24 protein-coding genes are annotated in these 22,708 nt (G+C 67.8%); 11 read left to right on the forward strand and 13 right to left on the reverse strand.

The annotated features are described in order from the left end of the window. Window positions 1–155: 155 nt before the first annotated feature. The 3 genes from C5B90_RS09535 to C5B90_RS09545 all read right to left on the reverse strand — a co-directional run bounded on the left by C5B90_RS09535 (window position 156) and on the right by C5B90_RS09545 (window position 4,004). A complete protein-coding gene (locus C5B90_RS09535; protein ID WP_115881015.1) occupies window positions 156–1,838 on the reverse strand; it encodes an NAD-binding protein in 1,683 nt (560 codons plus the stop codon). Between the two features lie 294 nt (window positions 1,839–2,132). Beyond that, window positions 2,133–2,576, reverse strand: coding sequence for a Tat pathway signal protein (locus C5B90_RS09540; RefSeq protein ID WP_115881017.1), 444 nt, complete (start codon window positions 2,574–2,576; stop codon window positions 2,133–2,135). Window positions 2,577–2,618: 42 nt separating this feature from the next. After that, entirely contained in the window at window positions 2,619–4,004 is a 1,386-nt protein-coding gene (locus tag C5B90_RS09545; protein WP_115881019.1) for an NAD(P)/FAD-dependent oxidoreductase, read from the reverse strand. Window positions 4,005–4,328: 324 nt separating this feature from the next. Between C5B90_RS09545 and C5B90_RS09550 the strand changes: the two genes are divergently transcribed. The 3 genes from C5B90_RS09550 to C5B90_RS09560 all read left to right on the forward strand — a co-directional run bounded on the left by C5B90_RS09550 (window position 4,329) and on the right by C5B90_RS09560 (window position 5,931). Continuing rightward, a complete protein-coding gene (locus tag C5B90_RS09550; RefSeq protein WP_058569091.1) occupies window positions 4,329–4,556 on the forward strand; it encodes a hypothetical protein in 228 nt (75 codons plus the stop codon). 55 nt (window positions 4,557–4,611) lie between these two features. Next, a complete protein-coding gene (locus tag C5B90_RS09555; RefSeq protein ID WP_115881021.1) occupies window positions 4,612–5,571 on the forward strand; it encodes a D-2-hydroxyacid dehydrogenase in 960 nt (319 codons plus the stop codon). A 99-nt stretch (window positions 5,572–5,670) separates the two neighbouring features. Beyond that, window positions 5,671–5,931, forward strand: coding sequence for a hypothetical protein (locus C5B90_RS09560; RefSeq protein WP_115881023.1), 261 nt, complete (start codon window positions 5,671–5,673; stop codon window positions 5,929–5,931). Window positions 5,932–5,988: 57 nt separating this feature from the next. Here the strand turns inward: C5B90_RS09560 and ilvD are convergent, their stop codons facing one another. The 3 genes from ilvD to C5B90_RS09575 all read right to left on the reverse strand — a co-directional run bounded on the left by ilvD (window position 5,989) and on the right by C5B90_RS09575 (window position 9,353). Beyond that, on the reverse strand, window positions 5,989–7,743 hold the full coding sequence (ilvD, locus tag C5B90_RS09565) for a dihydroxy-acid dehydratase (protein ID WP_115881025.1): 1,755 nt from the start codon (window positions 7,741–7,743) through the stop codon (window positions 5,989–5,991). A gap of 96 nt (window positions 7,744–7,839) precedes the next feature. Beyond that, entirely contained in the window at window positions 7,840–8,454 is a 615-nt protein-coding gene (locus C5B90_RS09570; RefSeq protein ID WP_115881027.1) for a molybdenum cofactor biosynthesis protein B, read from the reverse strand. Window positions 8,455–8,549: 95 nt separating this feature from the next. Next, on the reverse strand, window positions 8,550–9,353 hold the full coding sequence (locus tag C5B90_RS09575) for a winged helix-turn-helix domain-containing protein (protein ID WP_115881029.1): 804 nt from the start codon (window positions 9,351–9,353) through the stop codon (window positions 8,550–8,552). Window positions 9,354–9,589: 236 nt separating this feature from the next. Here C5B90_RS09575 and C5B90_RS09580 point away from each other — a divergent pair, with 236 nt between their 5' ends. The 6 genes from C5B90_RS09580 (at window position 9,590) to C5B90_RS09605 (ending at window position 14,772) form a co-directional block, all read left to right on the forward strand. After that, window positions 9,590–10,630, forward strand: a complete 1,041-nt coding sequence (locus C5B90_RS09580; protein WP_115881031.1) for a zinc-binding dehydrogenase — start codon at window positions 9,590–9,592, stop codon at window positions 10,628–10,630. Then, complete coding sequence (locus C5B90_RS09585; protein WP_115881033.1) at window positions 10,620–10,940, forward strand: hypothetical protein; 321 nt, start codon at window positions 10,620–10,622, stop codon at window positions 10,938–10,940. Before C5B90_RS09580 ends, C5B90_RS09585 begins: the two co-directional genes overlap by 11 nt. A 202-nt stretch (window positions 10,941–11,142) precedes the next feature. Further along, window positions 11,143–11,550 (forward strand): DUF5802 family protein, encoded by a 408-nt coding sequence (locus tag C5B90_RS09590; RefSeq protein ID WP_115881035.1) that lies wholly within the window; start codon window positions 11,143–11,145, stop codon window positions 11,548–11,550. Window positions 11,551–11,637: 87 nt separating this feature from the next. Then, complete coding sequence (locus tag C5B90_RS09595) at window positions 11,638–12,570, forward strand: Vms1/Ankzf1 family peptidyl-tRNA hydrolase (protein WP_115881037.1); 933 nt, start codon at window positions 11,638–11,640, stop codon at window positions 12,568–12,570. Between the two features lie 138 nt (window positions 12,571–12,708). Continuing rightward, window positions 12,709–13,734, forward strand: coding sequence for a DUF1611 domain-containing protein (locus tag C5B90_RS09600; RefSeq protein WP_115881039.1), 1,026 nt, complete (start codon window positions 12,709–12,711; stop codon window positions 13,732–13,734). Then, the gene (locus C5B90_RS09605) at window positions 13,735–14,772 is read left to right on the forward strand and encodes a dipeptide epimerase (protein WP_115881041.1); all 1,038 of its coding nucleotides are present in this window, start codon (window positions 13,735–13,737) and stop codon (window positions 14,770–14,772) included. It begins immediately after the preceding gene. A 53-nt stretch (window positions 14,773–14,825) separates the two neighbouring features. Here the strand turns inward: C5B90_RS09605 and C5B90_RS09610 are convergent, their stop codons facing one another. Further along, window positions 14,826–15,914, reverse strand: a complete 1,089-nt coding sequence (locus tag C5B90_RS09610) for a hypothetical protein (RefSeq protein ID WP_115881043.1) — start codon at window positions 15,912–15,914, stop codon at window positions 14,826–14,828. Between the two features lie 135 nt (window positions 15,915–16,049). Continuing rightward, window positions 16,050–16,877, reverse strand: a complete 828-nt coding sequence (locus C5B90_RS09615; RefSeq protein WP_115881045.1) for a PspA/IM30 family protein — start codon at window positions 16,875–16,877, stop codon at window positions 16,050–16,052. A 54-nt stretch (window positions 16,878–16,931) separates the two neighbouring features. Here C5B90_RS09615 and C5B90_RS09620 point away from each other — a divergent pair, with 54 nt between their 5' ends. Continuing rightward, complete coding sequence (locus C5B90_RS09620; protein WP_115881047.1) at window positions 16,932–17,570, forward strand: dienelactone hydrolase family protein; 639 nt, start codon at window positions 16,932–16,934, stop codon at window positions 17,568–17,570. Window positions 17,571–17,651: 81 nt separating this feature from the next. After that, window positions 17,652–18,743 carry a hypothetical protein gene (locus C5B90_RS09625; protein WP_115881049.1) on the forward strand — a complete coding sequence of 364 codons (1,092 nt, stop codon included), beginning with the start codon at window positions 17,652–17,654 and terminating at the stop codon, window positions 18,741–18,743. Between the two features lie 50 nt (window positions 18,744–18,793). Here C5B90_RS09625 and C5B90_RS09630 read toward each other — a convergent pair whose 3' ends face one another. From C5B90_RS09630 to C5B90_RS09650, 5 genes are all read right to left on the reverse strand, one after another. Next, a complete protein-coding gene (locus C5B90_RS09630) occupies window positions 18,794–19,123 on the reverse strand; it encodes a transcription factor S (protein WP_004042747.1) in 330 nt (109 codons plus the stop codon). Between the two features lie 89 nt (window positions 19,124–19,212). Beyond that, a complete protein-coding gene (locus C5B90_RS09635; protein WP_115881051.1) occupies window positions 19,213–19,737 on the reverse strand; it encodes a hypothetical protein in 525 nt (174 codons plus the stop codon). Window positions 19,738–19,752: 15 nt separating this feature from the next. Next, window positions 19,753–20,661: a hypothetical protein gene (locus C5B90_RS09640; protein ID WP_115882478.1), complete on the reverse strand. Its 909-nt coding sequence runs from the start codon at window positions 20,659–20,661 to the stop codon at window positions 19,753–19,755. A 76-nt stretch (window positions 20,662–20,737) separates the two neighbouring features. After that, window positions 20,738–21,574 (reverse strand): HTR-like protein, encoded by an 837-nt coding sequence (locus tag C5B90_RS09645; protein WP_115881053.1) that lies wholly within the window; start codon window positions 21,572–21,574, stop codon window positions 20,738–20,740. Window positions 21,575–21,681: 107 nt separating this feature from the next. Continuing rightward, complete coding sequence (locus tag C5B90_RS09650) at window positions 21,682–22,644, reverse strand: beta-ribofuranosylaminobenzene 5'-phosphate synthase family protein (RefSeq protein ID WP_115881055.1); 963 nt, start codon at window positions 22,642–22,644, stop codon at window positions 21,682–21,684. Window positions 22,645–22,708: the final 64 nt, after the last annotated feature.

A 22,708-nucleotide genomic window follows, 5' to 3' on the forward strand; every position in this document is an offset into this window, starting at 1 on the left:
CAATCATGCCCCCGACGCCCTACGTGAGGACCGCAGCGGCGAGTCCGATACCGACCTGACGCAGTCCGGAAGAGAGCACGAAGCGTCGTGTGAGAAGCGTGATACCGTCGCAGATGACGAAAGTCGTGCCTCACGCTGCCGACCGAGGCCGACTATCAGGAGAGGTCAGTTGGGGTGACGTCGAATCGCTTGAGGAACTTCTGTACCGCCTCGTCACCCCCGACAATGGTTATTCGCTCGTCCCCGGAGAACTGCCACTGCGGGTCGACCGAAACTGTCTGTCCGTCACCGTCCTCGATAGCGATGACGCGACAGCCGGTTTGTTCGTAGATGCGGGAGTTTCCGAGTGTCGACCCCGAAAACGGTGTGGACGGCACGCGAACGAGGCGAATCTGGCTCGCCGGCGCGAGTACGTCCTCGCCTCGAAGCTCCTTTGCGACCATCCTCGCGCTCACTCGCGGGACCGAGAGGACGTAGTCGGCGCCGGCGCTGAACGCCTTCTGGGTGGCCTCTGCGTCACCAACCCGGACGAGGACCTCTATCTCGGGGTTGATCGACTGTGCGAGCACGGTCGTCAAGAGCGCAATCGAGTCGTCTGGGACGCCAATGATGATTGCCCCGGCGTTTTCGATCCCTGCGGCGAGCAATACTTCTCGGGCCCCTCCGTCGCCGACGATATCGACGCCCGGGCGGTCCTCGACGTCGATTGTGACGACTTCACCGCCGGACTCCTCGATGACCGACTTTGCGGCGCGACCGACTTCTCCCAACCCCACGAGCACGAAACGCTCGTGTCCGGTGAACGACCGGGGTGGTCGGGTGAACTCGCTCAGGTTCTTGAGTGCGGCTTCCTCCCCGGACACTAACAGAACGGTGTTCGGACGGATGACGGCGTCTGGGCTGGGTGGCAGCTGTAGCTCGCCGTCGAGCCACGCACCGACGATATTGGCACCGGTTCGCTCTCTAACCCTGGTCTTTCTGATACTACGCCCCACGAGTTCGCTCGATTCGGAGACTGGGAGCTCCATCAGTCTCGTGTCTCCCCCGAGTTCGATGGTGTCTCGCAGTTCAGAGCTGAACGAGGCGACGGCTTTCTCTGCGAGACGGTGTCCTAAGACGCCGTGCGGTGACAGCACGGTATCTGCGCCGACGGTGCGCAGTATCTCCTCCATTCTGCTGTCGTCGGTCAGTGCGATGACGTCGATATCAGGCCGCACTCCTCGGACAGTAAGTATCGTGTTGACGTTCGCATCGCCGGCGTCGGTGATGACCGTCTGTGCAGTCTTGATGCTGGCCCGCTCAAACGTTGTCGTTGTTTGTGGAGAGCCGTGAATGGCGGCGTAGCCACGATTTGAGAGTGATTCGGCGTCTTCCCGTGAGGACGAAATGAGCACGTAATCGATGCCAAATTCTCTGAGTTCGTCCAGGAGAATTGCAGAGTCCCGGCGGTACTCACAGATGATGACGTGGCCGTTTTTCGGGCTGAGTCTGTCGTCGAGGTTGACCTCGGCGCTGGTGAACAGGGGAATGATGATGAGACGGAGGGTGAAAAACCCGACTGCGATGCCGGAAATCTGAATCAAGGCGACGAACAGGAACATCAGCGGATGGCTCCAGATATCCGAGTCTTGCCCGTAGCCCGTGGTGGTCATCGTCTGAATGACGAACTCGAACGAGGCGAAGATGGACTGATTGGCGCCTTCGAGCCGCGCCAGTGCGTAGTTGTATGCCACTGTGTAGAGGACGATGAGTAACACGAGCCCGGTGAGGTAGTAGATGACGTGTCGGATTCGGCGGCTTGGTTCGAACCGACGAATGGACTCGGGGAGTGGCGACATTTTGAGACACGTACAGTAGTGCGGAAGCGAAGAAAACAGTACGCCCTCCTCGTAGTGATACCTCTCTTCGGGCGTAGAATGTCGCCCAGAACACTAACGGCCGGTCTCATCCCGAGGCGGCGTGCCGCGTCGACCGGGAAACCCTCGTGCCGGGCGGTCCGTCTTTCGGGCGCGGACGTTCCGAAGTACGCCGGCGTCAGCCGGCCAGTAGCTATTGCGCACCCGGGTTCGCCGTGCTGTCATCGCTCCCAAAGTGGGAACACTCGGACGGGGACTTGAGGTACGCACTCGACCCTAGCGCGCCGGGGGTAAAACGAGTTCCGACCGGCCGGCGTCATCACCGGCGAAGAAGACGGCTCGAAGCCGGACGACTTGGCCGTCGACGCGGACGAAGTAGAGGCGGTCTTCGGACCGGTCGAGAGACGGGAGCGCATCGAGGTCCGCTCGGAGGGCGTCGTAGTCGCTCAGGCAGTCGGAGACGCTCGACTCGCGCGGGTGGCCCTCGGCGGCCGCCTCGACCACCTTCAGCACCCACGGGCTGTTCGCGACCCGCGGGTCGGCGGCGTCGACGACGGTCGCCCCGTCGGGTGCCTTTCCGACCAGTTCCGCCCGGAGGAAGATTTCGGCCGAGGTACACCCTCGAAGCGACGAACAGCCCGCGAGGCCGCCGGTCAGCCCCACGCCGACGGCCGCGGCTCCGCGACGGAGCAGTTGACGGCGAGAGGCTCGGCCGGCCATCGACTGACAGAAATTCGGAGAAACTGATAAGTCTTCCGTCGGCTACAGCGCGTACTCGTCTTCGCGCAGTTGGACGTACTTGCCCTTGCGGTACTTCACTTTCGTCCGTTGATACTGCGTGGCGAGTTTGGCGGCGCTGAACCCGGCGCTGAGCTTCGAGGCGCCGAACGCCTTGTAGCCCTCGTCCTTCTCGAGGAGCTTCCGGGCCGCCTTGAACGTCTTGTCCCACTGACCGGGGCCGTAGTCGTGGACGATTTCGGCCATGGCGACGTTGCGGAGAATCTCGTCGCCGATGGCGTCCTTCCAGCGCTCGTTGTAGTCGCTCAGGTCGCCTTCGGCGGCGAGTTCGCCGGCGATGGCTCCCGTCCGGACGGCGACGTGGTCGCCGCCCTCGTGAAAGGCCGAGGTCGCGCCCATCGCGCCGCCGGTGACGGCGATGCCGGCCGACGCGGGCGAGTCGATGGGTCGCGTCGAGGAGATGGCGTACGTCTCGGTGCCCTTCGTCTTCCCGCGGTCCTCGACGAGCGGGAAGTCCTCGTCGATGTCGTACTCGTCGCCGTACTCCTGTTCGAGGAGGCGACGGACGTACTCGCGGCCCTGCGGGATGCGCTCGTCGTCCTCGCGGAGGAGGTTGTACGCCTCGCGGTCTTCGACCTCGTCGATGTCGAGGCCGATGGGCATCGTGAGACCGACCCGGCAGACGTTGTTGTCGTTCGGGAAAATCCACGGGTACGCCGTGTGGCCGGGCATGTAGCCCCACCAGAACTTGATTGCGCCGTCGACCTCGTCGAACAGTTCCGGCGGGAACTCGCGGTGTTCCTGGTAGGCGATGTGGTTCGCCTCGGTGGACGACAGGCGGTCCGTGATGGGGAACGGAAGCAGGTCGTCGAGCACCTTGTTCGTGACCGTCCGCTGGGGGCCGTCGGCGAGCACGACGAAGTCAGCGCCCACGTCCTCACCGTTGGCGAGGCGGACGACGTGCCGGGGGTCGTCGCCGGCGGCGTCGAGGTCGGTCTCCACGTCGCGGACAGAGGCCTTCACGCGGTACTCCGCGCCGGCGTCTTCGGCGCGACTGCGGAGCCAGTCGTCGAACTTCGCGCGGTGGAAGGTGTAGCCGAACTCGTCGTACGAGGAGTCGATACCGGTGCTCCGAAGCGTCAGCGACTCGTTCGGCCCGATGAACTCCGCGCGGTCGAGGATGTCGAGCACGACGTCGTCGGGGAACTCGTCGGGGTGGATGCCCATGATGTCCACCCAGTAGTCGAGGATACCGGCCGCGTCCGTCGAATCGGGCCCGAGGCCCGGTCGGTCTGCTCGGGGGACACCCTTTTCGAGGACCAGAGCGGAGGCTCCGGCCGAGGCCGCGGCGTGTGCCGCCGACGTGCCGGCCGGACCGCCGCCGATGATGGCGACATCTACGCGTTCCATACCGCTACAGCACTTCGCTCGGGTATTAAACCCCCTGAACCGACGCGGCGTCCGACGGTTTCGAGACCGCGCGTCCGAGCGCCGCTCCGGCCGCGTTCCGGTCGCGCGGCGCGTCCGCGGCCCGGCGCGTCGCCGCTCGACCACGCTCCGGGGGCGACATCCCGACGGCCTCCGCGCCGCGCATTACGATATGGTTAAAGATAATTTCAAGATGACGAAGATGTCCGCGACTGCTATCGATTTTTCCGGGCTATACCCACTAAATACTGCGTCTGATAACCAGAGACGGAGGTTTATCACAACGTGCGCGGTAGCTCCGAGTCAATGACCGCAGACGAGCCGGACGAACCGCGAGAACCCGTCGTGTTTCGCGACGAGACGGGCGACCTCGTCTTCGTCGACGGCGGCCCCGCCCCCCAGGGGTATGCGCCCGTTGCGTGGAAACTCGGCGAAGACGGTACACGGTTCGTCGTCGACCCGACAGTCGATGCGGTCGCGGTCACCCGGACGATTTCGAAACGTCGCCCGCGGCGGCGCGAGCCCATCGAGTGAGCGTACACCCGGCCGAATCGGACAGATTCATCACCGCCTTCGAGAATCATCGAGCATGTCCGACCCAGACATCGCGGTGCTTCGGCAGAAGATTCACGGACTGTCTGCCGAGGCGTACGCCGAAACGCTCCGCGAGCGGCTCCCCGACCGCGAGGTCGCCCTCGCGACGACCCCGGCAGAGGAGCGCGACCTCCTCTCCCGCGTCCAAGTCGCGACCGGGTTCGACGCGACCGAAGACGACCTCGAAGCCGCCGAGAACCTCGACCTGTTCGCCTGCGTGTTCGCCGGCACGGGTCACCTTCCCATCGAGGCGTTCGAGGCCCGCGACGTGGCCGTCACCAACGCCTCCGGCGTCCACGGCCCGAACATCGCTGAACAGGTCCTCGGGAGCCTCCTCTACTTCGCCCGCCGCTTCCACGTCGCGGAGCGACAGAAAGAAGCGAACGTCTGGCAGTCGTACCCGACTGTCGAACTACAGGGTTCGACGGTCGCCGTCGTCGGCCTCGGCGCGCTCGGCGAGGCAATCGTCGACCGACTCGACCCGTTCGGCGTCGAGACCGTCGGCGTGCGCTACTCGCCGGAGAAGGGCGGCCCGACCGACGAGGTCGTCGGCTTCGACGACGAACAGGGCCTCCACGACGCCTTCGCCCGCGCCGACTACGTCGTCATCGCGTGCCCGCTGACCGACGCCACCCGCGGCCTCGTCGACGCCGACGCGTTCGCCTCGATGGCCCCCGACACCGTCCTCGTCAACGTCGGCCGCGGCCCGGTCGTCGACACCGACGCGCTCGTCTCCCAACTCCGGAGCAACGGCATCCGTGGGGCGGCACTCGACGTGACCGACCCCGAACCGCTCCCCTCGGACCACCCGCTTTGGGACTTCGAGAACGTCCTCATCACGCCCCACAACGCCGGCCACACCCCGAAGTACTGGGAGCGCATGGCCGACATCATCGCCGAGAACCTCGACAAACTGGACGCCGGCGACGACGACCTGCGGAACCGCGTGGTCTAACCCGAGTCGAACCGGCGGCTCCGCGAGTGCGGAATCGGTGACGCCGCGACCGGGTTCCGCATCGAAACTGTCAATTCGGTTGCGACTGTCGGTTACGCCGTGCAGTTTGCATCGTGGCGGTGGAACCGAATCCTTGCCTTTTTCGGCGGCGCTGGACTCCTCTTTTTGGTTCCGTGGTCGGGGCTCTCGCCCGCTCTCCCGGCGTGGACGGTAGACGTGTTGGTCTCCGTCCCGTTCGGCTTGTGCGTCTACGGGTTCACCGAACAGCCGCGAAAAGTGATTCTGCTGATTCCGGTCGGAACCGCGCTCGGAATCGGGGTACTCGCCCTGTACCGGGCGTCCGGCGTGCACCTGTTTTGACGACGGACGACGGCGTCCGCGTCGCGGGAGACGCCGCGACGACTCGTCTCTTCGTCTCTATTCGTCGCGCGTGAGCGCCGGGTTCGTCACCGCGCCGTTCGCGGCGGAGCCGAAGTCGCGGGCGTACTTCGCCAGCACGCCGGAGGTGTACGCCGGCGGCTTGGGTTCCCAGTCTTCCTTCCGCGCTTCGAGTTCCTCGTCAGAGAGGTCCACGGAGAGTTCGCGGTTCGGGATGTCGACGGTCACCTCGTCGCCGTCTTCGAGGAGGCCGATGGGACCGCCCTCGGTCGCCTCGGGGGCGACGTGGCCGACCATCGGGCCGCGCGTCGCGCCGGAGAACCGACCGTCGGTGAGGAGCGCCACGTCGTCCTCGTGGCCCTGTCCGACGACGGCGGCGGTGACGCCGAGCATCTCGCGCATGCCGGGGCCGCCGCGCGGACCCTCGTTGCGGATAGCAATGACGTCGCCTTCCTCGATGTGGCCCTCCTGCACGTAGCGCATCGCGTCCTCTTCGTTCTCGAAGACGCGGGCGGGGCCGGTGTGGTGGAAGGCGTCGTCACCGGTGACCTTCAGGACCGCGCCGTCGGGCGCGAGGTTGCCGGTGAGAATCTTGATTGCGCCCTCCTCCTGATACGGCTCGTCGACCGTGTAGAGGAAGTCCGCTTCGAGGCCGTCGTCGTCCGGGAGGTCGAGGTGGTCGAGTTCCTCGGCGATGGTGCGGCCGGTGACGGTCATCGCGTCGCCGTGGAACAAGCCGGCCTCGACGAGACGACGGATGACGACCGGGATGCCGCCGATTTCGTGGAGGTCGTTCATGACGCGCGTGCCGCCGGGCTGGAGATTGGCGATTTTCGGCGTGCGCCGGGAAATCTCGTCGAACTCCTCGATGTCGAGGTCGACGCCGGCCTCGGCGGCCAGCGCGAGCAGGTGGAGCACGGCGTTGGTCGAGCCGCCGGTAGCGACTTGGAGCGTGATGGCGTTCTCGAAGGACTTCTTGGAGAGGATGTCGGAGGGGCGGCGGTCGTTCTCCACGCAGTCGAGGACGACCTCGCCGGCGCGGCGGGCGTTCTCGTAGCGCTCGTCGGACTCGGCGGGCGCGGACGCGGACCCGAGCGGGGCCAGTCCGAGCGCCTCGGAGATAGAGGCCATCGTGTTGGCGGTGAACATCCCGCCGCAGGAGCCCGCGCCGGGGCAGGCGTGGCGTTCGAGGTCGTCGAGTTCCTCGGCGCTCATGTCGCCTTCGGCGTAGGTGCCGACGCCCTCGAAGACGTTCTGGACGGTCACCTCGCGTCCCTCGTGCTGGCCGGGCATGATGGAGCCGCCGTAGAGGAACACCGACGGGAGGTCGGTCCGGATGGCGGCCATCATCATCCCGGGGAGGTTCTTGTCACAGCCGGCGACGGTGACGAGCGCGTCCATGCGCTCGCCGAAGGAGACGAGTTCGACCGAGTCGGCGATGACCTCGCGGGAGATGAGCGAGGCCTTCATGCCCTCTGTCCCCATGGAGATGGCGTCGGAGATGGTGACGGTCCCGAACTCGATGGGCATCCCGCCCGCGGCGTCGATGCCCTCGATGGCGGCGTCGGCAACGTCGTCGAGGTGGACGTTACACGGGGTGATGTCGGCGGCGGGGTTCGGCACGCCGACCATCGGCGACGAGAAGTCCTCGTCGTCGAAGCCCATGGCGCGGAACATCGCACGGTGCGGGGCCTTGTCGGGACCCTCTGTGACCTCCGTGCTGCGGAGATTCGGGTCCTTACCGCTGGAGAACACGTCGTCCGGGTCCTCCTCGCGTGGGGACTGCTGGCTCATACCTCTTCGGAGCGTGTGCGCGAACTTAAATGGCCGCGACTGGGCAGACGTTGCAGTCGGATTCGCCCGACGAACCACGGTTCTGAGGGGCTTTTCCTACTCCGCGTCGCGCCGCGCCAGCCCGGTGAGATGCGGCGCTTCGGGGACGATTATCTCCGCGGTCCCGAGGCGGGCGGCGTTCTCGTTGCCCGGAAGGCAGAACGTCGGCATCCCGTCGACGACGCCGGCGGTCGCGCGGGTGCCGACGACCTTGGTGCCGATTTCGTCGTACGAGAGCCGCCGGAACAGTTCGCCGAAGCCGGGGAGCGTCTTCCCGAACAACTGCGCCGTCGCCTCCACGGTCCGGTCGTCGGGCGTGACGCCCGTCCCGCCGGTCGTAACCGTCACGTCGACGTCGCCGCGGTCGGCCATCCGCGCGACCGCGGTCTGAATCTCGTCGTAGTCGTCGTCGACGACCCGCCGAACCGACACCGAATGTCCGGCCTCGCGGAGCAGTTCCGCTATCGCGTCGCCGGCGGGGTCGTCGTCGACGTCGCGGGTGGACGAAATCGTCAGCACCGCCGCGTCGAGGTCGTCGATGTCGTGGTGGTGATGGTCGTGGTCGTGGTCGCCGTGATGGTGGTCGTGGTCTCCCTCACCGTGATGGTGGCCGTTGTCGTGCTCGCCGTGGTTGTGGTCTCCCTCACCGTGATGATGGTCGTGGTCGCTCACGGCCGCGGCTTCGTCGTCCGGCGATAAAGTTCCCGCGTCGCCCCGGCGGTCGTTGGCTCGCGGCGGCCGGACGGTTCACCGCCGAGCGGTGCGGTTCACTCGCCGTCTGTGACCTCGTCGAGCGAGTCGAGCGTCAGGCGTTCCGCGTTCTCGCGGAGCGTCTCGAACTGCTCGTTGGCCCACTCGACGGCGGCTTCGGTGTCGTTGCGGGCGACCCCGCCGACACCGGTGTCGGTGTAGATGACGATGCCCGCCTCCGATTCCGTCACCCAGAGGCCGAACCGGAACGGTACCTCTCCTCGGTAGAGCGTCACCGACTCGTGTCGGAGTTGGTCTTCGATGACCGCCCGGGACGTGGGAACGGCGACGAGCCGGTCGAACAACTCGTCGGCGATAATCATCTCGACGACCGTCCCGCCGGCGGTCGCCGTCTCGTAGAACGGCCGGAGCTGACCGACGAGTGCGACCGGGGCGACGCCGTAGACTCGCTCCGCGTGCTCGATGCTCGAAAACAGCTCCTGAATCGCGCTGTCCGGAATGTTCGGCGTCGACGTGTGGACCGTCGCGCCCGTGAGGAACGCGGGGTCCAAGGGCGCGTCGGCGGGCAGCATCGACAGGAGATCACGAGCCGCGTGAACGCCGCGGAGCGAGTCGAGACACTCGTCGTACGCGTCGAGCGCGCGCCGGCCGACGCACGTCAGTCGGTACTGGCCGTCGCTGCGCTCGGCGAGCCCGGCGTCGAGCAGTTCGCGGACGACGCGGTCGACCGTCGACCGCGACGTGTCGAGGTCGTCGGCGAGTTCGCGCTTGTCTCGCGGTCGCTCCGCGAGCGACCGGACGAACGACGACCGCCTCACGACCAGGCGCGAGAGCTGTGCTGAAGTCTCGTCTCTGTTCACGTACGTGATTCTCCTTCGAGCAGGACCCGACGACCGTCGGCCCCGACCGTTCGGCCCGCCGAGCATCCGTCGGCGTGCGCGACTACCAAACCCGACTGTGTTGGGAACCCTGCGTCGTATATATCTTCGCACCGATAGGTTTTGGAACCTGCGGAGTTCGTTGTATGTCGAAAAAGAGGAAAGACGATTGGCGTAAACTCACACTTTAGTTCCTACCCTCCGTCGGTGAGGTCGAGATGAAAGCGGTCCAATTCACGGAGCACGGCGACCGAGACGTCCTCGAATACGGCGACTTCCCGGACCCGGAGGTCGGCCCCGACGAGGTTCTCGTCGACGTGAAGGCGGCTTCGCTCAACCACCTCGACATCTGGACGCGACGGGGGCTCCCGGGCGTCGAGTTGGAGATGCCGCACATCCCCGGCAGCGACATGGCCGGCGTCGTCACCGAGGTCGGCGAGCGCGTGACCCGGTTCGAGGCGGGCGACCACGTCGCGCTCATTGCGGGCCTCGCCGACGGCGGCGACGAGTTCTCCCGGAAGGGCGACCCGACGCTCGCACCGGACTTCCGCATCATCGGCGAGCACACTCGCGGCGTCCACGCCGAGTTCGCGGCGATACCCGAGGAGAACCTCGTGCCCGTCCCCGAGGACGTGCCGTGGGAGGTCGCCGGTTCCGCGTCGCTCGTCTTCCAGACCGCGTGGCGGATGCTCGTCGACCGCGGCGAACTGCGCCCCGGCGAGAAGGTGCTCGTCCTCGGCGCGTCCGGCGGCGTCGGCCACGCGGCCGTCCAAATCGCCGACTACGCGGGCGCGGAAGTGTACGCGACCGCCTCCACCGACGAGAAACTGGAGTACGCGAAGGAGTGCGGCGCGGACCACGTCATCAACTACGAGGAGGACGACTTCTCGAAGGAGATTCGCAAACTCACCGACGGCCGCGGCGTCGATATGGTGGTCGACCACATCGGCGAGGCCACCTACAAGCAGTCGCTCAAGAGCCTCGTCAAGGGCGGCCGCGTCGTCACCTGCGGGGCGACCACCGGCCCCGACCCGGGCGCGGGCCTCAACTACATCTTCTGGAACCAACTTTCGGTCATCGGCTCGACGATGGCGACGCCCGGCGAGGCCGACGAAGTGCTCGACCTCGTGTGGGACGGCACCTTCGAACCCCGCATCCGCGAGACGCTCCCCATGAGCGAAATCGACCGCGCGCACGAACTCATCGAGGAGCGACAGGGCTTTGGCAAGGTGGTCGTAATCCCAGATAGTGAGCTCTGACACCACGACTCGGGACGACGCGACCGCCGAGTCCGACACCTACGTCCACCGGCCGGACGGCGTCGCCGTCGGCGGCGATAGCTCGGAGCCGGAGGCGACCGGTTTCGGTGACCGCGGCTGGGTGCTCGTCGGCGTCGTCGCGCTCTGTTTCCTCGTCATCCCCGGCGCGGTGTACCTCGTGCCGTCGCTCCCGGCGATGGCCGGCCTGCCGTACCTCGCGGCCATGCTGGCCCTGCCGATGCTCCCGGCGCTCGCGCTCGGCCTCGTCGCCGTCTGGTCGATGACTGCGGCGACCCGCGGCGACGGCTGAGTCGACCGACCCGTCGAGACCGTTCTCTCGGGCCGGCCGAACCGCGACGCCTGTTTTCACCCCCGATTCTCTCGCATCCGAGCCGCGCTCTCGTCTGGCGGTGTCGCACCCAGCCGCCGGTTCTCAGCGGTGGAATTGCGTGCCGATATAAATGGTTCCGACAAGGCTTATCCCGTTTCGTGGTTGACATTCACACGCACAGATGTTCGAACGCTTTTCCAGCAGTTACTTCCTCGGCCGATTGTACGTCGAACCGTACGACGGGACCGAGGCGGCGATTCACCGAACGGAACACGAGCGACTCAACGAGTGCGTCTACACCGACGGCCGCGGCGTCGAACGAGTCGACTACCCACTCGTGATGAAACTCGATACGGCCCACTTCCCGGTCGTCGGCGACGACGGCGTCCCCTCCGGAACGCTCGCGCTTCCCCGAGACGCCGTGGACGCAGACGCGCTCCCGGACGACAGACCGGTGCTTCTCGCCGACGCCCCGCGGGCCGCCGAGTTGCTCCGGTACGCCGGCTACGACCTCGACGACCTCGTCCCCGGCGGTCCCGGTGAGACCGACGGTCCCGGCCCGGACCGACCCGACGACAGGCTGGCCTGAGGCCCGGCCGTCGTCGCGGCGAGCGGGTTCCCGCGCCGTCCGCCTCGCGTCCGAACGCTCAAGTGGTCGGCCCGCACGCGTCCGTGTATGCTGGACGAGTTGTTGGGTCGAGCCGAGCTCAAAGCGCGCATCGCCGAGTTAGAAGACGAACGCGACGCGCTAGCTGGGCGTCTGGAGGGCGAGTCCGAGCGCCGAAAGGAGGCTGCCCGCGCGCGACAGGAGGCCGAGAAGGAGGTCAACCGCCTCGAAGACCGCATCACCGAACTCGAAGACCGCGTGGAGCGCCTCTCAGGCGACGACGACTCCCTCGACTTCCGCGGGACCGAGGACCTCCGCGGCGACCGCCTCCGCGAGGTGCTGTCCCGGCTGAACTCGCTTTCGACCGACGCGGAGGGCGCGCTCACCGCCGCCGTCTCCGACGACCGCTCGCTTCCCTCGGCCGCCGAGTCCGCGTTCGGCGACCGCGCCCCGCTCGTCCGCCGGGGCGCGCCCTGCGTCGCGCTCACCGACGACGCCGGTCTGGTGAGCGTCGCGCTCTCACCCCCGCGCCAACCCGACGGCTTCGACGCTTGGAGCGACGGCTTCGACCTCGACCCGACGTGGTTCCACCCGACCGAGACCACCGTGGTCGCCCTCGTCCGCGGCGACCTGTTCGCCCTCGGTCGCTACGAGGACGGCGACCTCGAATTCGTCGAGGGCTTCGAGAGCGACGTGAAGTCCGCCCACTCCAAAGGCGGGTTCTCGCAGGGGCGGTTCGAGCGCATCCGCGAGGGCCAAATCGACGACCACATCGACCGCTGTCACGAGGCGCTCGACGAGTTCCTCGGCGGCGACTCTGGCGCGGGCACGGGAGCCGCCGACGGCGACGCCGACCTCGTCGTCCTCGGCGAGCGAACCGTCCTCGGCGAGTTCCGCGAGCGGGCCGCGCTGACCGCGACCGTCGACGCCAGCGGCGACCCCGAAGCGGCGCTCACGGAGGCGTCCAGAGAGTTCTGGACCACGCGGCTCTACCGGCTCTGAGTCGGTGACGACGCCGCGGCCATTCTCCCGGCCGTTCTCCCAGCTGTCCTCGAATACTCGCAGACAACTCGGCGATATGACCCGGCAGTCGCCGCCGAATCGCCCCACCTTTTAGGGTGGCACGTAGTGACATCCTGTATGAACGACCCACAGCGAGTCGTCGTCCTCGCACACGAGAAGTTCCCCGACCGCGCGAAGACCGCCACGGGCGTCCTGAAGTACGCCGACTACGACGTGGTGGCCGTCCTCGACCGCGACAACCCCGGCACCTCCGCGGCCGACCACCGCCGCGACCTCCCCGACGTGCCCGTCGTCGCCTCGATGGCCGACGCGCCCGACGCCGACGCCCTCCTCATCGGCATCTCGCCCATCGGCGGCGCGTTCGACGAGACGTGGCGCGACGACGTTCGCACCGCCCTCGAACGCGGCTGTGACCTCATCTCCGGCCTTCACTACTTCCTCACCGAAGACGAGGAGTTCGTCCGACTCGCCGACGAACACGGCTGCGACATCAACGACGTTCGCAAGCCCCACGACGACCTCGGCGTCGCGCAGGGCAAGTCCGCCGACGTGGACGCCGAAGTCGTCCTCACGGTCGGCACCGACTGCTCGGTCGGCAAGATGACCGCGACGCTCGAACTCGTCGAGGCCGCCCGCGAGCGCGGCATCGACGCGGGCTTCATCCCGACCGGCCAGACCGGCATCATGATTGCGGGCTGGGGCAACCCCGTCGACCGCGTCGTGAGCGACTTCACCGCCGGCGCGGTCGAGGAGATGATTCTGGAGAAAGGCGACGAACACGACGTACTGTTCGTCGAGGGCCAGGGGAGCATCGTCCACCCGGCGTACTCCGCGGTCACCTGCGGCATCCTCCACGGCTCGATGGCCGACAAGCTCGTCCTCTGTCACGAGGCCACCCGCGAGGCGATTCACGGCTACGAGGAGTTCGCCCTGCCCGACCTCTCGGAGTACGTCTCGCTGTACGAGAATCTCGCCGACCCGGTCCACGAAGCCGACGTGGTCGCCGGGATGCTCAACACCTCCCACGTCGACGACGACGTGGAGGCGGCCGAGGCCGTCGACGCCTTCGCCGACGAACTCGGCGTCCCCGCGGTCGACCCCGTCCGGTTCGGCTCGGCCGACCTCGTCGACGAGGTGTTCTAGATGCTCGCGACCGAGTTCGAGCGCGTCTCGATGCCGCTCGCGGAGCCGTTCGGCATCGCCCGCGGCGTCCAGACCGAGGCCGAGAACGTCGTCGTCCGAATCGAGGACGAAGGCGGCATGACGGGCGTCGGCGCGGCCGCCCCGTCGTCGCACTACGGCGAGACCGCCGACACCGTCGAGGCCGTGCTTCCGGACCTGCTCTCGGTGGTCGAGGCGGTCGGCGACGCCCACGCCATCGACCGCATCGAGCGCGAGATGGCCGAGACGGTCCGCCGCAACCCGGCCGCGCGGACCGCCGTGAGCATCGCCCTCCACGACCTCGCGGCCAAGCGCCTCGGCGTCCCGCTGTACCGCCTCTGGGGGCTCGACCCGTCGCGGACGCCCACCTCGTCGTACACCGTCGGTCTCGACGACCTCGACACGATGCGCGAGAAGACCGCAGAGGCCTACGAGGCGGGCTACGACGTGCTCAAGGTCAAACTCGGCACCGACCGCGACAGGGCGATTATCGAGGCCGTTCGCGACGAGGCCCCCGGGGTGACCATCCGAGTCGACGCCAACGAGGCGTGGACGCCCCGCGAGGCCGTCGAGATGACCGAGTTCCTCGCCGACCACGGCGTCGAGTTCGTCGAACAGCCGGTCCCCGCTGAGGACTACGAGGGGCTGAAGTTCGTCTACGACCACGGCGCGCTCCCCATCGCGGCCGACGAGTCCTGCATCACGGCCGACGACATCCCGCGCATCGCCGACCGCGTCGATATCGCGAACCTCAAACTGATGAAGTGCGGCGGCCTCACGGAGGCGAAACGCGCCATCCACGCCGCCCGCGCCCACGGGCTGGAGGTCATGCTCGGGTGCATGATAGAGACGAACGCCGCCATCGCGGCGGGTTGTCACCTCGCGCCGCTGCTCGACTACGCCGACCTCGACGGCTCGCTCCTCCTCGCGGATGACCCCTACGAGGGCGTCCCGATGCCGAACGGCGAAATCGACCTCGAAGCCCTCGACCGCCCGGGAACCGGCGCGCAGCGTCGGTGATGCGGACGCGGACGCGGTGACGCCACGACGCCGTCGCGGAACCTCCGACTCTCTCAGGACTCCCAGTCGAGGTCGTCTTCGCGGGTCTCCGACCGGAGCACGAACGGCCCGATAGAGAGCGTCCGCTTGGCGACCGTCGAAATTCGCAGGACTGCGGCCGCGAGCACGGCGAACGGCGCGAGCGAGACGGCCACCACGAACGCCACGGTGAGAAGCAGGTTCGAGACGCCGAGCGTCGCGCCCGTAATCGTGGTCGGGTCGTCGAGAAAGAGAATCGCGCCGATGCTCGCCACGAGCGCGGGGACCGCCGCGTAGAACATCATCCGCGAGAGGTCGACCAGTTCCCACCGGAAGTACAGCGTCTTGACGTGTTCGCGGGCGGGGCCGAACAGTTCGAGCGCGTCGCGAAGTTCCGACAGCGCCGTCTTCGTCTCCGACGAGAGGTCGGCGTCGTGGACGCGGCGGAGCCGCGCCGCCTGATAGATTTTCCACGAGTAGTTCAGGTCCAGCGCCGCCGACAGCACCTCGAACGTCCCGAACTGCCGGCCCTCCAGCCGCTCGGCGACCGCCTCGGCGTTGGACTCGACCTCCTCGGCGAACTCGCGGACGCGGGTCGTCGGGTCGGCGTCGTTCGTGTCTGCGTCGCCGCTCTCGCTCGCGTCGCCGTCCGCATCAAGCGTGTCTTCGACCGCCCGCGCCCGCGACGCGATACCCTCGGCCAGCGCGCGCAGGAACGCCGAGGGCTCCGGCGGCGCGACCGGCGCGTCCAGCAGGTCGGCCACGTCCTCGCGGAAGCGCATCGACCCCTCCATCCGGTCGCGCTGGTCGCCCAGCGGGCCGAGTTCGCGCGAGAGCACGAGCTGGTTGATGGTGACGACGAGCGTGACGCCCGTGATAATCGCGGTGAGAAGGCCCTGCGCGAGCGTCTCGATGGGGTCCGAGGACTCGACGGCGACCCGGAGCGGCGTCGGGTCGAGTTGGCCGAGAACGACGACGCTACAGAAGACGACGACGAGCGGGGCCGCGGCGACGACGCGGCGGTCCGCGTCGAGGAGGGCGCGTAGTTTCGCGCGGCTCGTCGTCCCGCGCTCCCGCATCGTGTCGTCGGGCTCGCCGGCCGACGGGCCGCCGGTGTTCGACATGACCGAAGCTATCGCGCGGCGGGTTCAAGTGCGTACTGGCGATTAATCGCAGGGACGGCCGAATCGCAGGATGGCGGAGGCGGTAGGGAGACGGGGCGGTTGAGGCGGCGAGAGAGATTGAGACGGCGGGCGCGCTTAGGAGGAGGACGAAGAGTCGTCTTCGTTCTTCAGTTCTTCCAGTTCGGCTTCGACCTCCTCGTCGGCCACGTCGGTCTCGACGTCCACGTCGGCGTCGTCCGCGCTCTCGCTCGACGACGACCCAGAGGACTTGCCCATCTCGGCTTTGAGCGTCTCAAGCTCCGTGTCGACCTCGGCGTTGGTGCGTCCGGCTTCGAGTTCGCGCTCGATGGAGTCCTTGTCCGAGAGGGCGTCGTCGAACGCGCCGGAGTCCATGAGTTCGTCCATCGCGGCGGAGCGGGCCTCCATGTCGTCGGTGCGTTCTTCGGCACGCTCGAGCGCGCGCCCCACGTCGGCCATCTCGTCGCCGACGCCGGTCATCGCCTCGGAGACGCGGCTCGACGCCTCGGCGGCCTCGTAGCGGGCCTTCATGGTCTCCTTTTTGGTGCGGAACTCCTCGATGCGGCTCTGGAGTTCATCCTTCTTGTTGACGAGTTGGTCCTGCGTCTCCTGCAGGCTGGCGATCTGCGTCTCCAACTCCTCGATTTGGTTCATCTTGGCCTGCTTCTTTTCGAGCGCCTTGCGGGCGAGGTCCTCGCGGTCCTGCTGGACGGCCTCGCGGGCCTGGTCGTTGTGCTTTTCGACGTTCTCTTCGAGGCGGCGCTTCTGAATCTCCAGTCGCTTCTTCTGGGTGGTCAGGTCGGCGATACCCTGTTTGACCTGCTGTAGCTCGTCGCGCATCTTCTCGTAGGAGTAGTCGAGCGTCTCGGTCGGGTCCTCCGCACGGTTGAGGAGGGCGTTTATCTTCGACCGGATGACGTACGACGTGCGAGAGAGAATTCCCATACCCAATTACTACGCGACGTTCGGCTTAAAACCTCACCAGCGCAACCTGTCTCTATGACCGAGACGATTCTCGTCCCCGGGGGGCGCGACGTGCGGGCGACCCTCGACCGCGCCCGCGAGAACGACCCGGACGGCACGAACGACCCAGCGACCCGAACCGACGCCGTCGTCGTCGCCTGCCCGCCCCACCCACAACACCAAGGCCACCGCGGCGACGGCCGTCTCGTCGCCGTCAGCGACGCGCTCACCGCCCGCGGCGCGGACTGCCTCCGCTTCGATTACGGCCCGTGGGACGAGGGCTACGGCGAGCGCGCCGACACCCTCCGGGCGGTCGAGTGGGCCGGGGGGCGCTACGACCGCGTGGGCCTGTTCGGCTTCTCGTTCGGCGGCGCGATGGCGCTCCTCGCGGCCGCCGAGGGCGCGGCCGTGGACGCCGTCTCCGCGCTCGGCCCCGCCGGGCGACTCGCCGACGACCTCGATGCAGTCGCTGCCTTCGACCGCATCCCCGTCCCCGTGCAGGTCGTCTACGGCACTCGCGACGACATCGCCGACTGGGAACCCGTCGTCAAGCGCGCCCGCGAGTACCACCAACCGGTCGTCGAGTTCGCGGCCGACCACTTCTTCGTCGGGCAGGAGGCGAAGGTCGCGGCCGCCGTCGCCGACTTCCTCCTCCCGAACCTCGGCGTCGAGTGAGCAACGGGGTCGTCCCCGGCACCGTCTGCCCGAGATTCATCGACCGAACGACATTTTTGCCTCGGCTCCGAAGCCGCCTGCATGGTCCCCCGCAAGCGACTCGTCGCCGTCGTCGCCCTCCTCCTCGTCGGCGTCGCGCTGAGCCAGTCGTTCGCCGTCGCCACCTCCACCTCGACGCTCGAATCGACGTACGAAGCCGACGCGGTGACAGCAGACTCGCCGCCCGGTCTCGTCGCCTCCCACGACGCCGACGTGGTCAACCTCGACAAGACGGTGAACCGGACGCCGCAACTCCGAGAGCCGGTCGCCACCGCTGCCCGGAACGGCCGGTACGACGGCGATATCGAACCCGAGGCGTACATGACCCTCTCGGACGTGAACGAAGACGCCGAGTTCGCGGTCTACGACGGCCGGTACTATCGGTTCTCGCTGAACGTCTCGGGCGACCCCGTCGGCGCGACCATCGAACTCGACCCGACCGACTGGCAGACGGTCGCTGCCGCGGCGTCGTCGCCCGCCGCGAACGCCAGCGCCGACGTGCGTGAGGCCATCGACGAGGGAACCGTCACCAACAGTACGTTCGTCGTGCCGGGGCTCTACGAGCGCGGCGATACCCACTACCTCGTCTATCCCACGAACGAGGGCGAGGTTATCGGGAACTTCCTCGCCGTTATCGGTGGGTTCCTGTTCAATCCCCTTGGCTGGGCGTACACTATCGCGGGCCTCGGCCTCCTCGGCGCGTTCCGGATTCACCCGCGCGCTCGCCCGTTGGACCGCAGAACCGCGCTTGCTGTCGTCCCCGGCACGCTCGTCGCGATGTGGCTGGCGACGACGCTCACCAACACGGGGTCGTTCGGCATGCGCTACGCCCTGCTTCCCGGCATCGGCGCTGTAACCGCCTTCGGCCTGTTCGCCGGCTTCTGCATCCGCCGCGGGTCGTGGAAGTCGCTCGTCGGCTGGAGCGTCGCGCTCGCTGTCGTCGTCGTCGCGGCCGACGCCGTCGCAATCGGCATCGTCGGGACGATTTTCGGCGCTCTGGGACTCGTCGTCGGCTGGTTCGGGAGCCTGTTGCTCGTGCCTTACGGCTACGCGCTCGCGAAAGATTCGGAAGACGAGCGTGAGGAGGGTCCGGGCGCGGTGACGGCCGAGGAGCTAGGCGTGGGAGAGGGCTGATTCGGCTCTGAGGGAGTTAGTGAGAACGGTAAATAGGGCTTGTCAGTCTCTTAGTTGTACTCCCGCCACCGATACCCACATTCCTGACATTTAAAGAAGCGCGTTGGCGGTTCGTCGGCCGACCCGGTCTGCTTGATGGTGTACCACGCTTTCGTGTGGCCGCAGTCATCACAATGAACGTCTTTCGCGGTCGGCTTGCCCTCGAACTCCGCGCCCTCTTCGGTCTCGATGAGTTCGTCGCCCGACTGCGCCTCGGTGGAGACGAACTCCGCCGCGAGTTCCTCGTCGCGCTCGGCGGTCCCCCCGCAGTCGTCGTTCGTGCAGGTCATCGCGCCGTTCTGGCTCACCATCATCGAACCGCACTCGTCGCAGAACTGCATACCCGCCGGTAGCGGACCGAGGGCAAAGAAGCTGTCACTCCGAGCCGTCGGGAGAGGGAAAATCAGAACCGACCCGCCGCGCCGCCCCGTCAGTCGTCCTTCTCGACCATCGGGCAGTTCCGCACCCGGAAGTGGTCGCTGTCTTCGAGTTCGACGATGGTCGTCCCCTCGTGGTGGCACGCGAGTTTCGGGGGCTCGCCGAAGTGCTCGCAGCGCTGGCAGAACTCGGTCTTGGGGACGACGTGGTCGGAAACGCCGTCGGCGTCGTCGACGGGGGTGGCCTCGGCTCCGACGCCGACGCCCGCCGCCCGCTCTTCGTCCCCGCCTTCGACGAGCGCCGTCCACACGTCCTCGCGGTCGAGTTCGCCGACCTCAACTGACTCGAAGAGCTCGTCCGTCTCGTCGCGGTCGGTGACGCGCGAGCGGGCGCGGCGCTCGGCCACGCGCCCCGCGAGGTCCGAAAGCGGGGCCGAGTCGGCGTCGTCGCTTCGCCCGTCGCGGCTTCCGTCCGGGGCGCGGGCGGCGTCGGCGCTGTCGGCTGCCGGGTCGTCGTGGTCTCCGGGGGCGAACGGGTCGTCCCTCGCCGCGTCATCTGTTGAATTGTCGTCGGTCATCGTCCTCGTGAGTCCTCAGTCGTCGCCGTGTTCGCTTCCCGCCGCGGCACCCTGCTGAGCCGACTCCTCTTCCCGGGAGGCGTATCGGTCGCCGTCGCCGTCGGTCGCGTCGTCGACCACGCCAGTAATCGCCTCGTCGAGGAGGTCGGCGACCTCGTCGGTCGCGCGGGCGTCGTCCGCCGATTCCAGCGCGGGGAGCCGGCCGGTGTGGAGCGTCGCCGACCCGAAGAACCCGGGCGAGGACGACAGCTCGCGAAACAGGGACCGACACGACGGACAGCGAGGCTCCGCGAGCAGGTCAAGGTGGACGGTCTCGTCGCACTCCTCGCATTGCGCTTTCTTCTCGCCGGCCGCGTTCGCGGTGCGGAGGAGTTCGGCGAGCGCCTGTCGTTCGAGGTCGGCGGCTTCGAGGTCGGCCGCCCGCCCGCGGAGGTCGAGCAGCGTCCGCGCGACCGTCCGGAGGTTCTCGTCGAGCGTCGCGGTCGTCTCGTCGAGGTAGGTGAGAATCTCCTCGAAGTTCTCGAAGCCGCCGTCGAGTCGCTCGTCCACGTCAGCCACGCGGTTTCGAGCCGCGTGCACGTCGTCGGCCAGTCGGTCGAGCTCGGCGTCCAACTCCGGGTGCGCGTGGTCGTGCGGGGCCTTCTCGTCCGTCTCACGTTTGACCTGCACGACGCGCATCCGAACGTCTGATATCTTCTCGTCCAGTTCACCTTCGAGTTCATCGACGCGCGCTTCGACCCCGCCGAGGCGGTCCGAAACCGCGTCCGCGTCGTCGAGCGATTCGCCCGCGTCGCTCACGGCGAGCCGATAGGTCCCGAGGGCCCGTGCGAGCACCGTCTCCGGGTCGACGCCCTCCTCGTCGGCGCGCGCCTCGACCCACGTGCGGAGGTCGTCTGGGAGCGACACCCCGTCTTCCCCTTCCATCTTCGTTTTCAGTTTGTCCACGCAGCCTTAAGAACTATCCCCGAATTCGCGACAGTTCGGCGGTTCGACACTCGACTCAGCGAATCTTCCGTACGTCGCTCACGTCGAGGCCGCTCTCGTTGATTTCGGTCTCGAACTGCACGATGTTCTCGCTCTCTAACCGGGCGAGCACGCCGCGGAACTCCTGGACGACCATGGTCCGCGCGCGCTTCGACCCCCCGGACTCCCACTCGAAAAGCAGCGAGCCGCCGGTCGCGCCCTTGAGGACGCCGAGTTCGGTCTTCGAGAGCGCCTCGGTGCTCACGAGCACGAGGATGAGCCCGCCCCACTGGTAGGAGGCCTTCTCCAGTCCCTTGATGACCATCGCGATGTCCGACCACGTCATCTCGTCGGACTGGCTGGCCACGAGGTCGGTCAGGGAGTCGATGAGCACGAGGTTGCCGGGCGCGTGCTGACTGAGGGTGGTCCCCAGCGCGCCAAGCACGGACTCGCGGTTGTGTCGGTGGCCGAGGTCCTCCAACTTCGTCGGCTGACCGAGGTACCACTCGCGCGGAATCGGACTGAGTTGGAAGTACTCCGGCGAGAGGTCGTGGAACTCGATGTGTTCGACGGCGGACTCGACGAGTTCGTCGTCCATCGTGTAGCCCATCTCGCGGCGCAGGTACTCCTCGCCGGCGGTAAAGGAGACGTAGTGAATCTCCGGCGGCGGCGTCGCGGTGTCCGCGAGCGAGCCGTAGTGGAGGTCGAACAGCTCCTCGTCGGTGTGCGAGAGGGCGTTCATCGTCGCGCTCGTGTAGAGGAACTCCCGAGCGCCCGCGCCGGACTCGCCCGCGAGGAGCACGACGTTCCCCGGGGGTGCGCCGCCGCCGATGATACTGTCGAGGCGGGGGACGCCGAAGGGGATTTGAGACATACAGAATCCGACTCGGCCGCGTCGGTTAGGCGTTTCGGGGAGCGCGACGTGAGGTTCCACCGCCGGCGCTCCTGTCCCGTCGTTCCGCCCGCGGGCGACCGAGACGCTCACTCTACGCTCGCGCCGCGGTTCCGCCCGCGGGCGACCGAGACGCTTCCGTCGATGTCGGCGTCGGCCAGCGCCGCCCGACCCGCCTCGACCGCCTCGTCGACGTGGTCGATGTCGGTGACGCCGTAGACGGTCGGCCCCCACGACGACTGGCCCGCGCCGTAGACGACCGGCGACTCAGACAGCGACGAGACGAGCGCGCCGACCGGCGGCCGGTAGACACCCCCCTGCTCGTCGGCGTACCACGTCCCGTTGAGCCGGCCAACGGACTCGACGGCCTCGCCGAAGCGCTCGGCGGACCCTTCGGCGAGCGCCGGGAGGAGCCGGCGCGTGACGATGCCGGCGATTCGGTCGCCGGTCTGGGCGTCCGCGCGCTCGACGACGGAGCGCATACTCGACTCCTCGGCCGCGCCGTTGCGGCCGGGGTCGACGTCGGGGACGACGAGCAGAAACCGCCAGCGGTCGGGTATCTCGTGCCGGGCGGCGACCGCCGGCACCGACCACGAGCCGTCTTCCGGTCTGTCGGTGGTGAAGCGCGCGGTCGGGTGGCCCGCGTCGAGGACGGCCCCGCCGGCTTCGAACGTGGCGACGCCGACACCGGAGCGACCGCCGCGCCCCATCTCGGGTGCGAGTCGGCGTACGTCGGCCTCGCGGCCGGTGGCGGCTGCGACCGCTCGCAACACCGCGAGCGCGAGCTGTGTCCCGCTCCCAAGGCCGGCGTGTCGCGGCAGGGCGCGCTCGACCGAGAGGTCGACGCCATCGGCTCCGAGGAGTTCGACCGCCTGCTCGGCGTACTCGCGGGCGGCGGGATGCCGGCACCGAACCTCGGACGCGGGCTCGGCGGCGACGACCACCCGCGGCTCGTCGAGCGCGACACCCACGCCGCCGTAGAGGCGGTCGCGGGCGAGGCTCAGATTGAGGAAGCCGAAGTGGATGCGCGCGCCGGTCGAGACCCGAACCATGTAACCGGCTATCGGCGGGGACGCCAAAAGGGGGTTTCGACCATGGCAACGCGGGCCGGAGTCT

It is taken from the genome of Haloferax sp. Atlit-12N, assembly GCF_003383095.1.
In the GTDB taxonomy this organism is placed as follows: domain Archaea; phylum Halobacteriota; class Halobacteria; order Halobacteriales; family Haloferacaceae; genus Haloferax.

What these genes read in the sequence shown, in the direction of transcription:
- C5B90_RS09535 (WP_115881015.1), bottom strand. Translation starts at nt 1,838, where the DNA reads ATGTCGCCACTCCCCGAGTCCATTCGTCGGTTCGAACCAAGCCGCCGA.
- C5B90_RS09540 (WP_115881017.1), bottom strand. Translation starts at nt 2,576, where the DNA reads ATGGCCGGCCGAGCCTCTCGCCGTCAACTGCTCCGTCGCGGAGCCGCG.
- C5B90_RS09545 (WP_115881019.1), bottom strand. Translation starts at nt 4,004, where the DNA reads ATGGAACGCGTAGATGTCGCCATCATCGGCGGCGGTCCGGCCGGCACG.
- C5B90_RS09550 (WP_058569091.1), top strand. Translation starts at nt 4,329, where the DNA reads ATGACCGCAGACGAGCCGGACGAACCGCGAGAACCCGTCGTGTTTCGC.
- C5B90_RS09555 (WP_115881021.1), top strand. Translation starts at nt 4,612, where the DNA reads ATGTCCGACCCAGACATCGCGGTGCTTCGGCAGAAGATTCACGGACTG.
- ilvD (WP_115881025.1), bottom strand. Translation starts at nt 7,743, where the DNA reads ATGAGCCAGCAGTCCCCACGCGAGGAGGACCCGGACGACGTGTTCTCC.
- C5B90_RS09580 (WP_115881031.1), top strand. Translation starts at nt 9,590, where the DNA reads ATGAAAGCGGTCCAATTCACGGAGCACGGCGACCGAGACGTCCTCGAA.
- C5B90_RS09590 (WP_115881035.1), top strand. Translation starts at nt 11,143, where the DNA reads ATGTTCGAACGCTTTTCCAGCAGTTACTTCCTCGGCCGATTGTACGTC.
- C5B90_RS09595 (WP_115881037.1), top strand. Translation starts at nt 11,638, where the DNA reads ATGCTGGACGAGTTGTTGGGTCGAGCCGAGCTCAAAGCGCGCATCGCC.
- C5B90_RS09600 (WP_115881039.1), top strand. Translation starts at nt 12,709, where the DNA reads ATGAACGACCCACAGCGAGTCGTCGTCCTCGCACACGAGAAGTTCCCC.
- C5B90_RS09605 (WP_115881041.1), top strand. Translation starts at nt 13,735, where the DNA reads ATGCTCGCGACCGAGTTCGAGCGCGTCTCGATGCCGCTCGCGGAGCCG.
- C5B90_RS09610 (WP_115881043.1), bottom strand. Translation starts at nt 15,914, where the DNA reads ATGTCGAACACCGGCGGCCCGTCGGCCGGCGAGCCCGACGACACGATG.
- C5B90_RS09615 (WP_115881045.1), bottom strand. Translation starts at nt 16,877, where the DNA reads ATGGGAATTCTCTCTCGCACGTCGTACGTCATCCGGTCGAAGATAAAC.
- C5B90_RS09620 (WP_115881047.1), top strand. Translation starts at nt 16,932, where the DNA reads ATGACCGAGACGATTCTCGTCCCCGGGGGGCGCGACGTGCGGGCGACC.
- C5B90_RS09625 (WP_115881049.1), top strand. Translation starts at nt 17,652, where the DNA reads ATGGTCCCCCGCAAGCGACTCGTCGCCGTCGTCGCCCTCCTCCTCGTC.
- C5B90_RS09630 (WP_004042747.1), bottom strand. Translation starts at nt 19,123, where the DNA reads ATGCAGTTCTGCGACGAGTGCGGTTCGATGATGGTGAGCCAGAACGGC.
- C5B90_RS09635 (WP_115881051.1), bottom strand. Translation starts at nt 19,737, where the DNA reads ATGACCGACGACAATTCAACAGATGACGCGGCGAGGGACGACCCGTTC.
- C5B90_RS09640 (WP_115882478.1), bottom strand. Translation starts at nt 20,661, where the DNA reads ATGGAAGGGGAAGACGGGGTGTCGCTCCCAGACGACCTCCGCACGTGG.
- C5B90_RS09645 (WP_115881053.1), bottom strand. Translation starts at nt 21,574, where the DNA reads ATGTCTCAAATCCCCTTCGGCGTCCCCCGCCTCGACAGTATCATCGGC.
- C5B90_RS09650 (WP_115881055.1), bottom strand. Translation starts at nt 22,644, where the DNA reads ATGGTTCGGGTCTCGACCGGCGCGCGCATCCACTTCGGCTTCCTCAAT.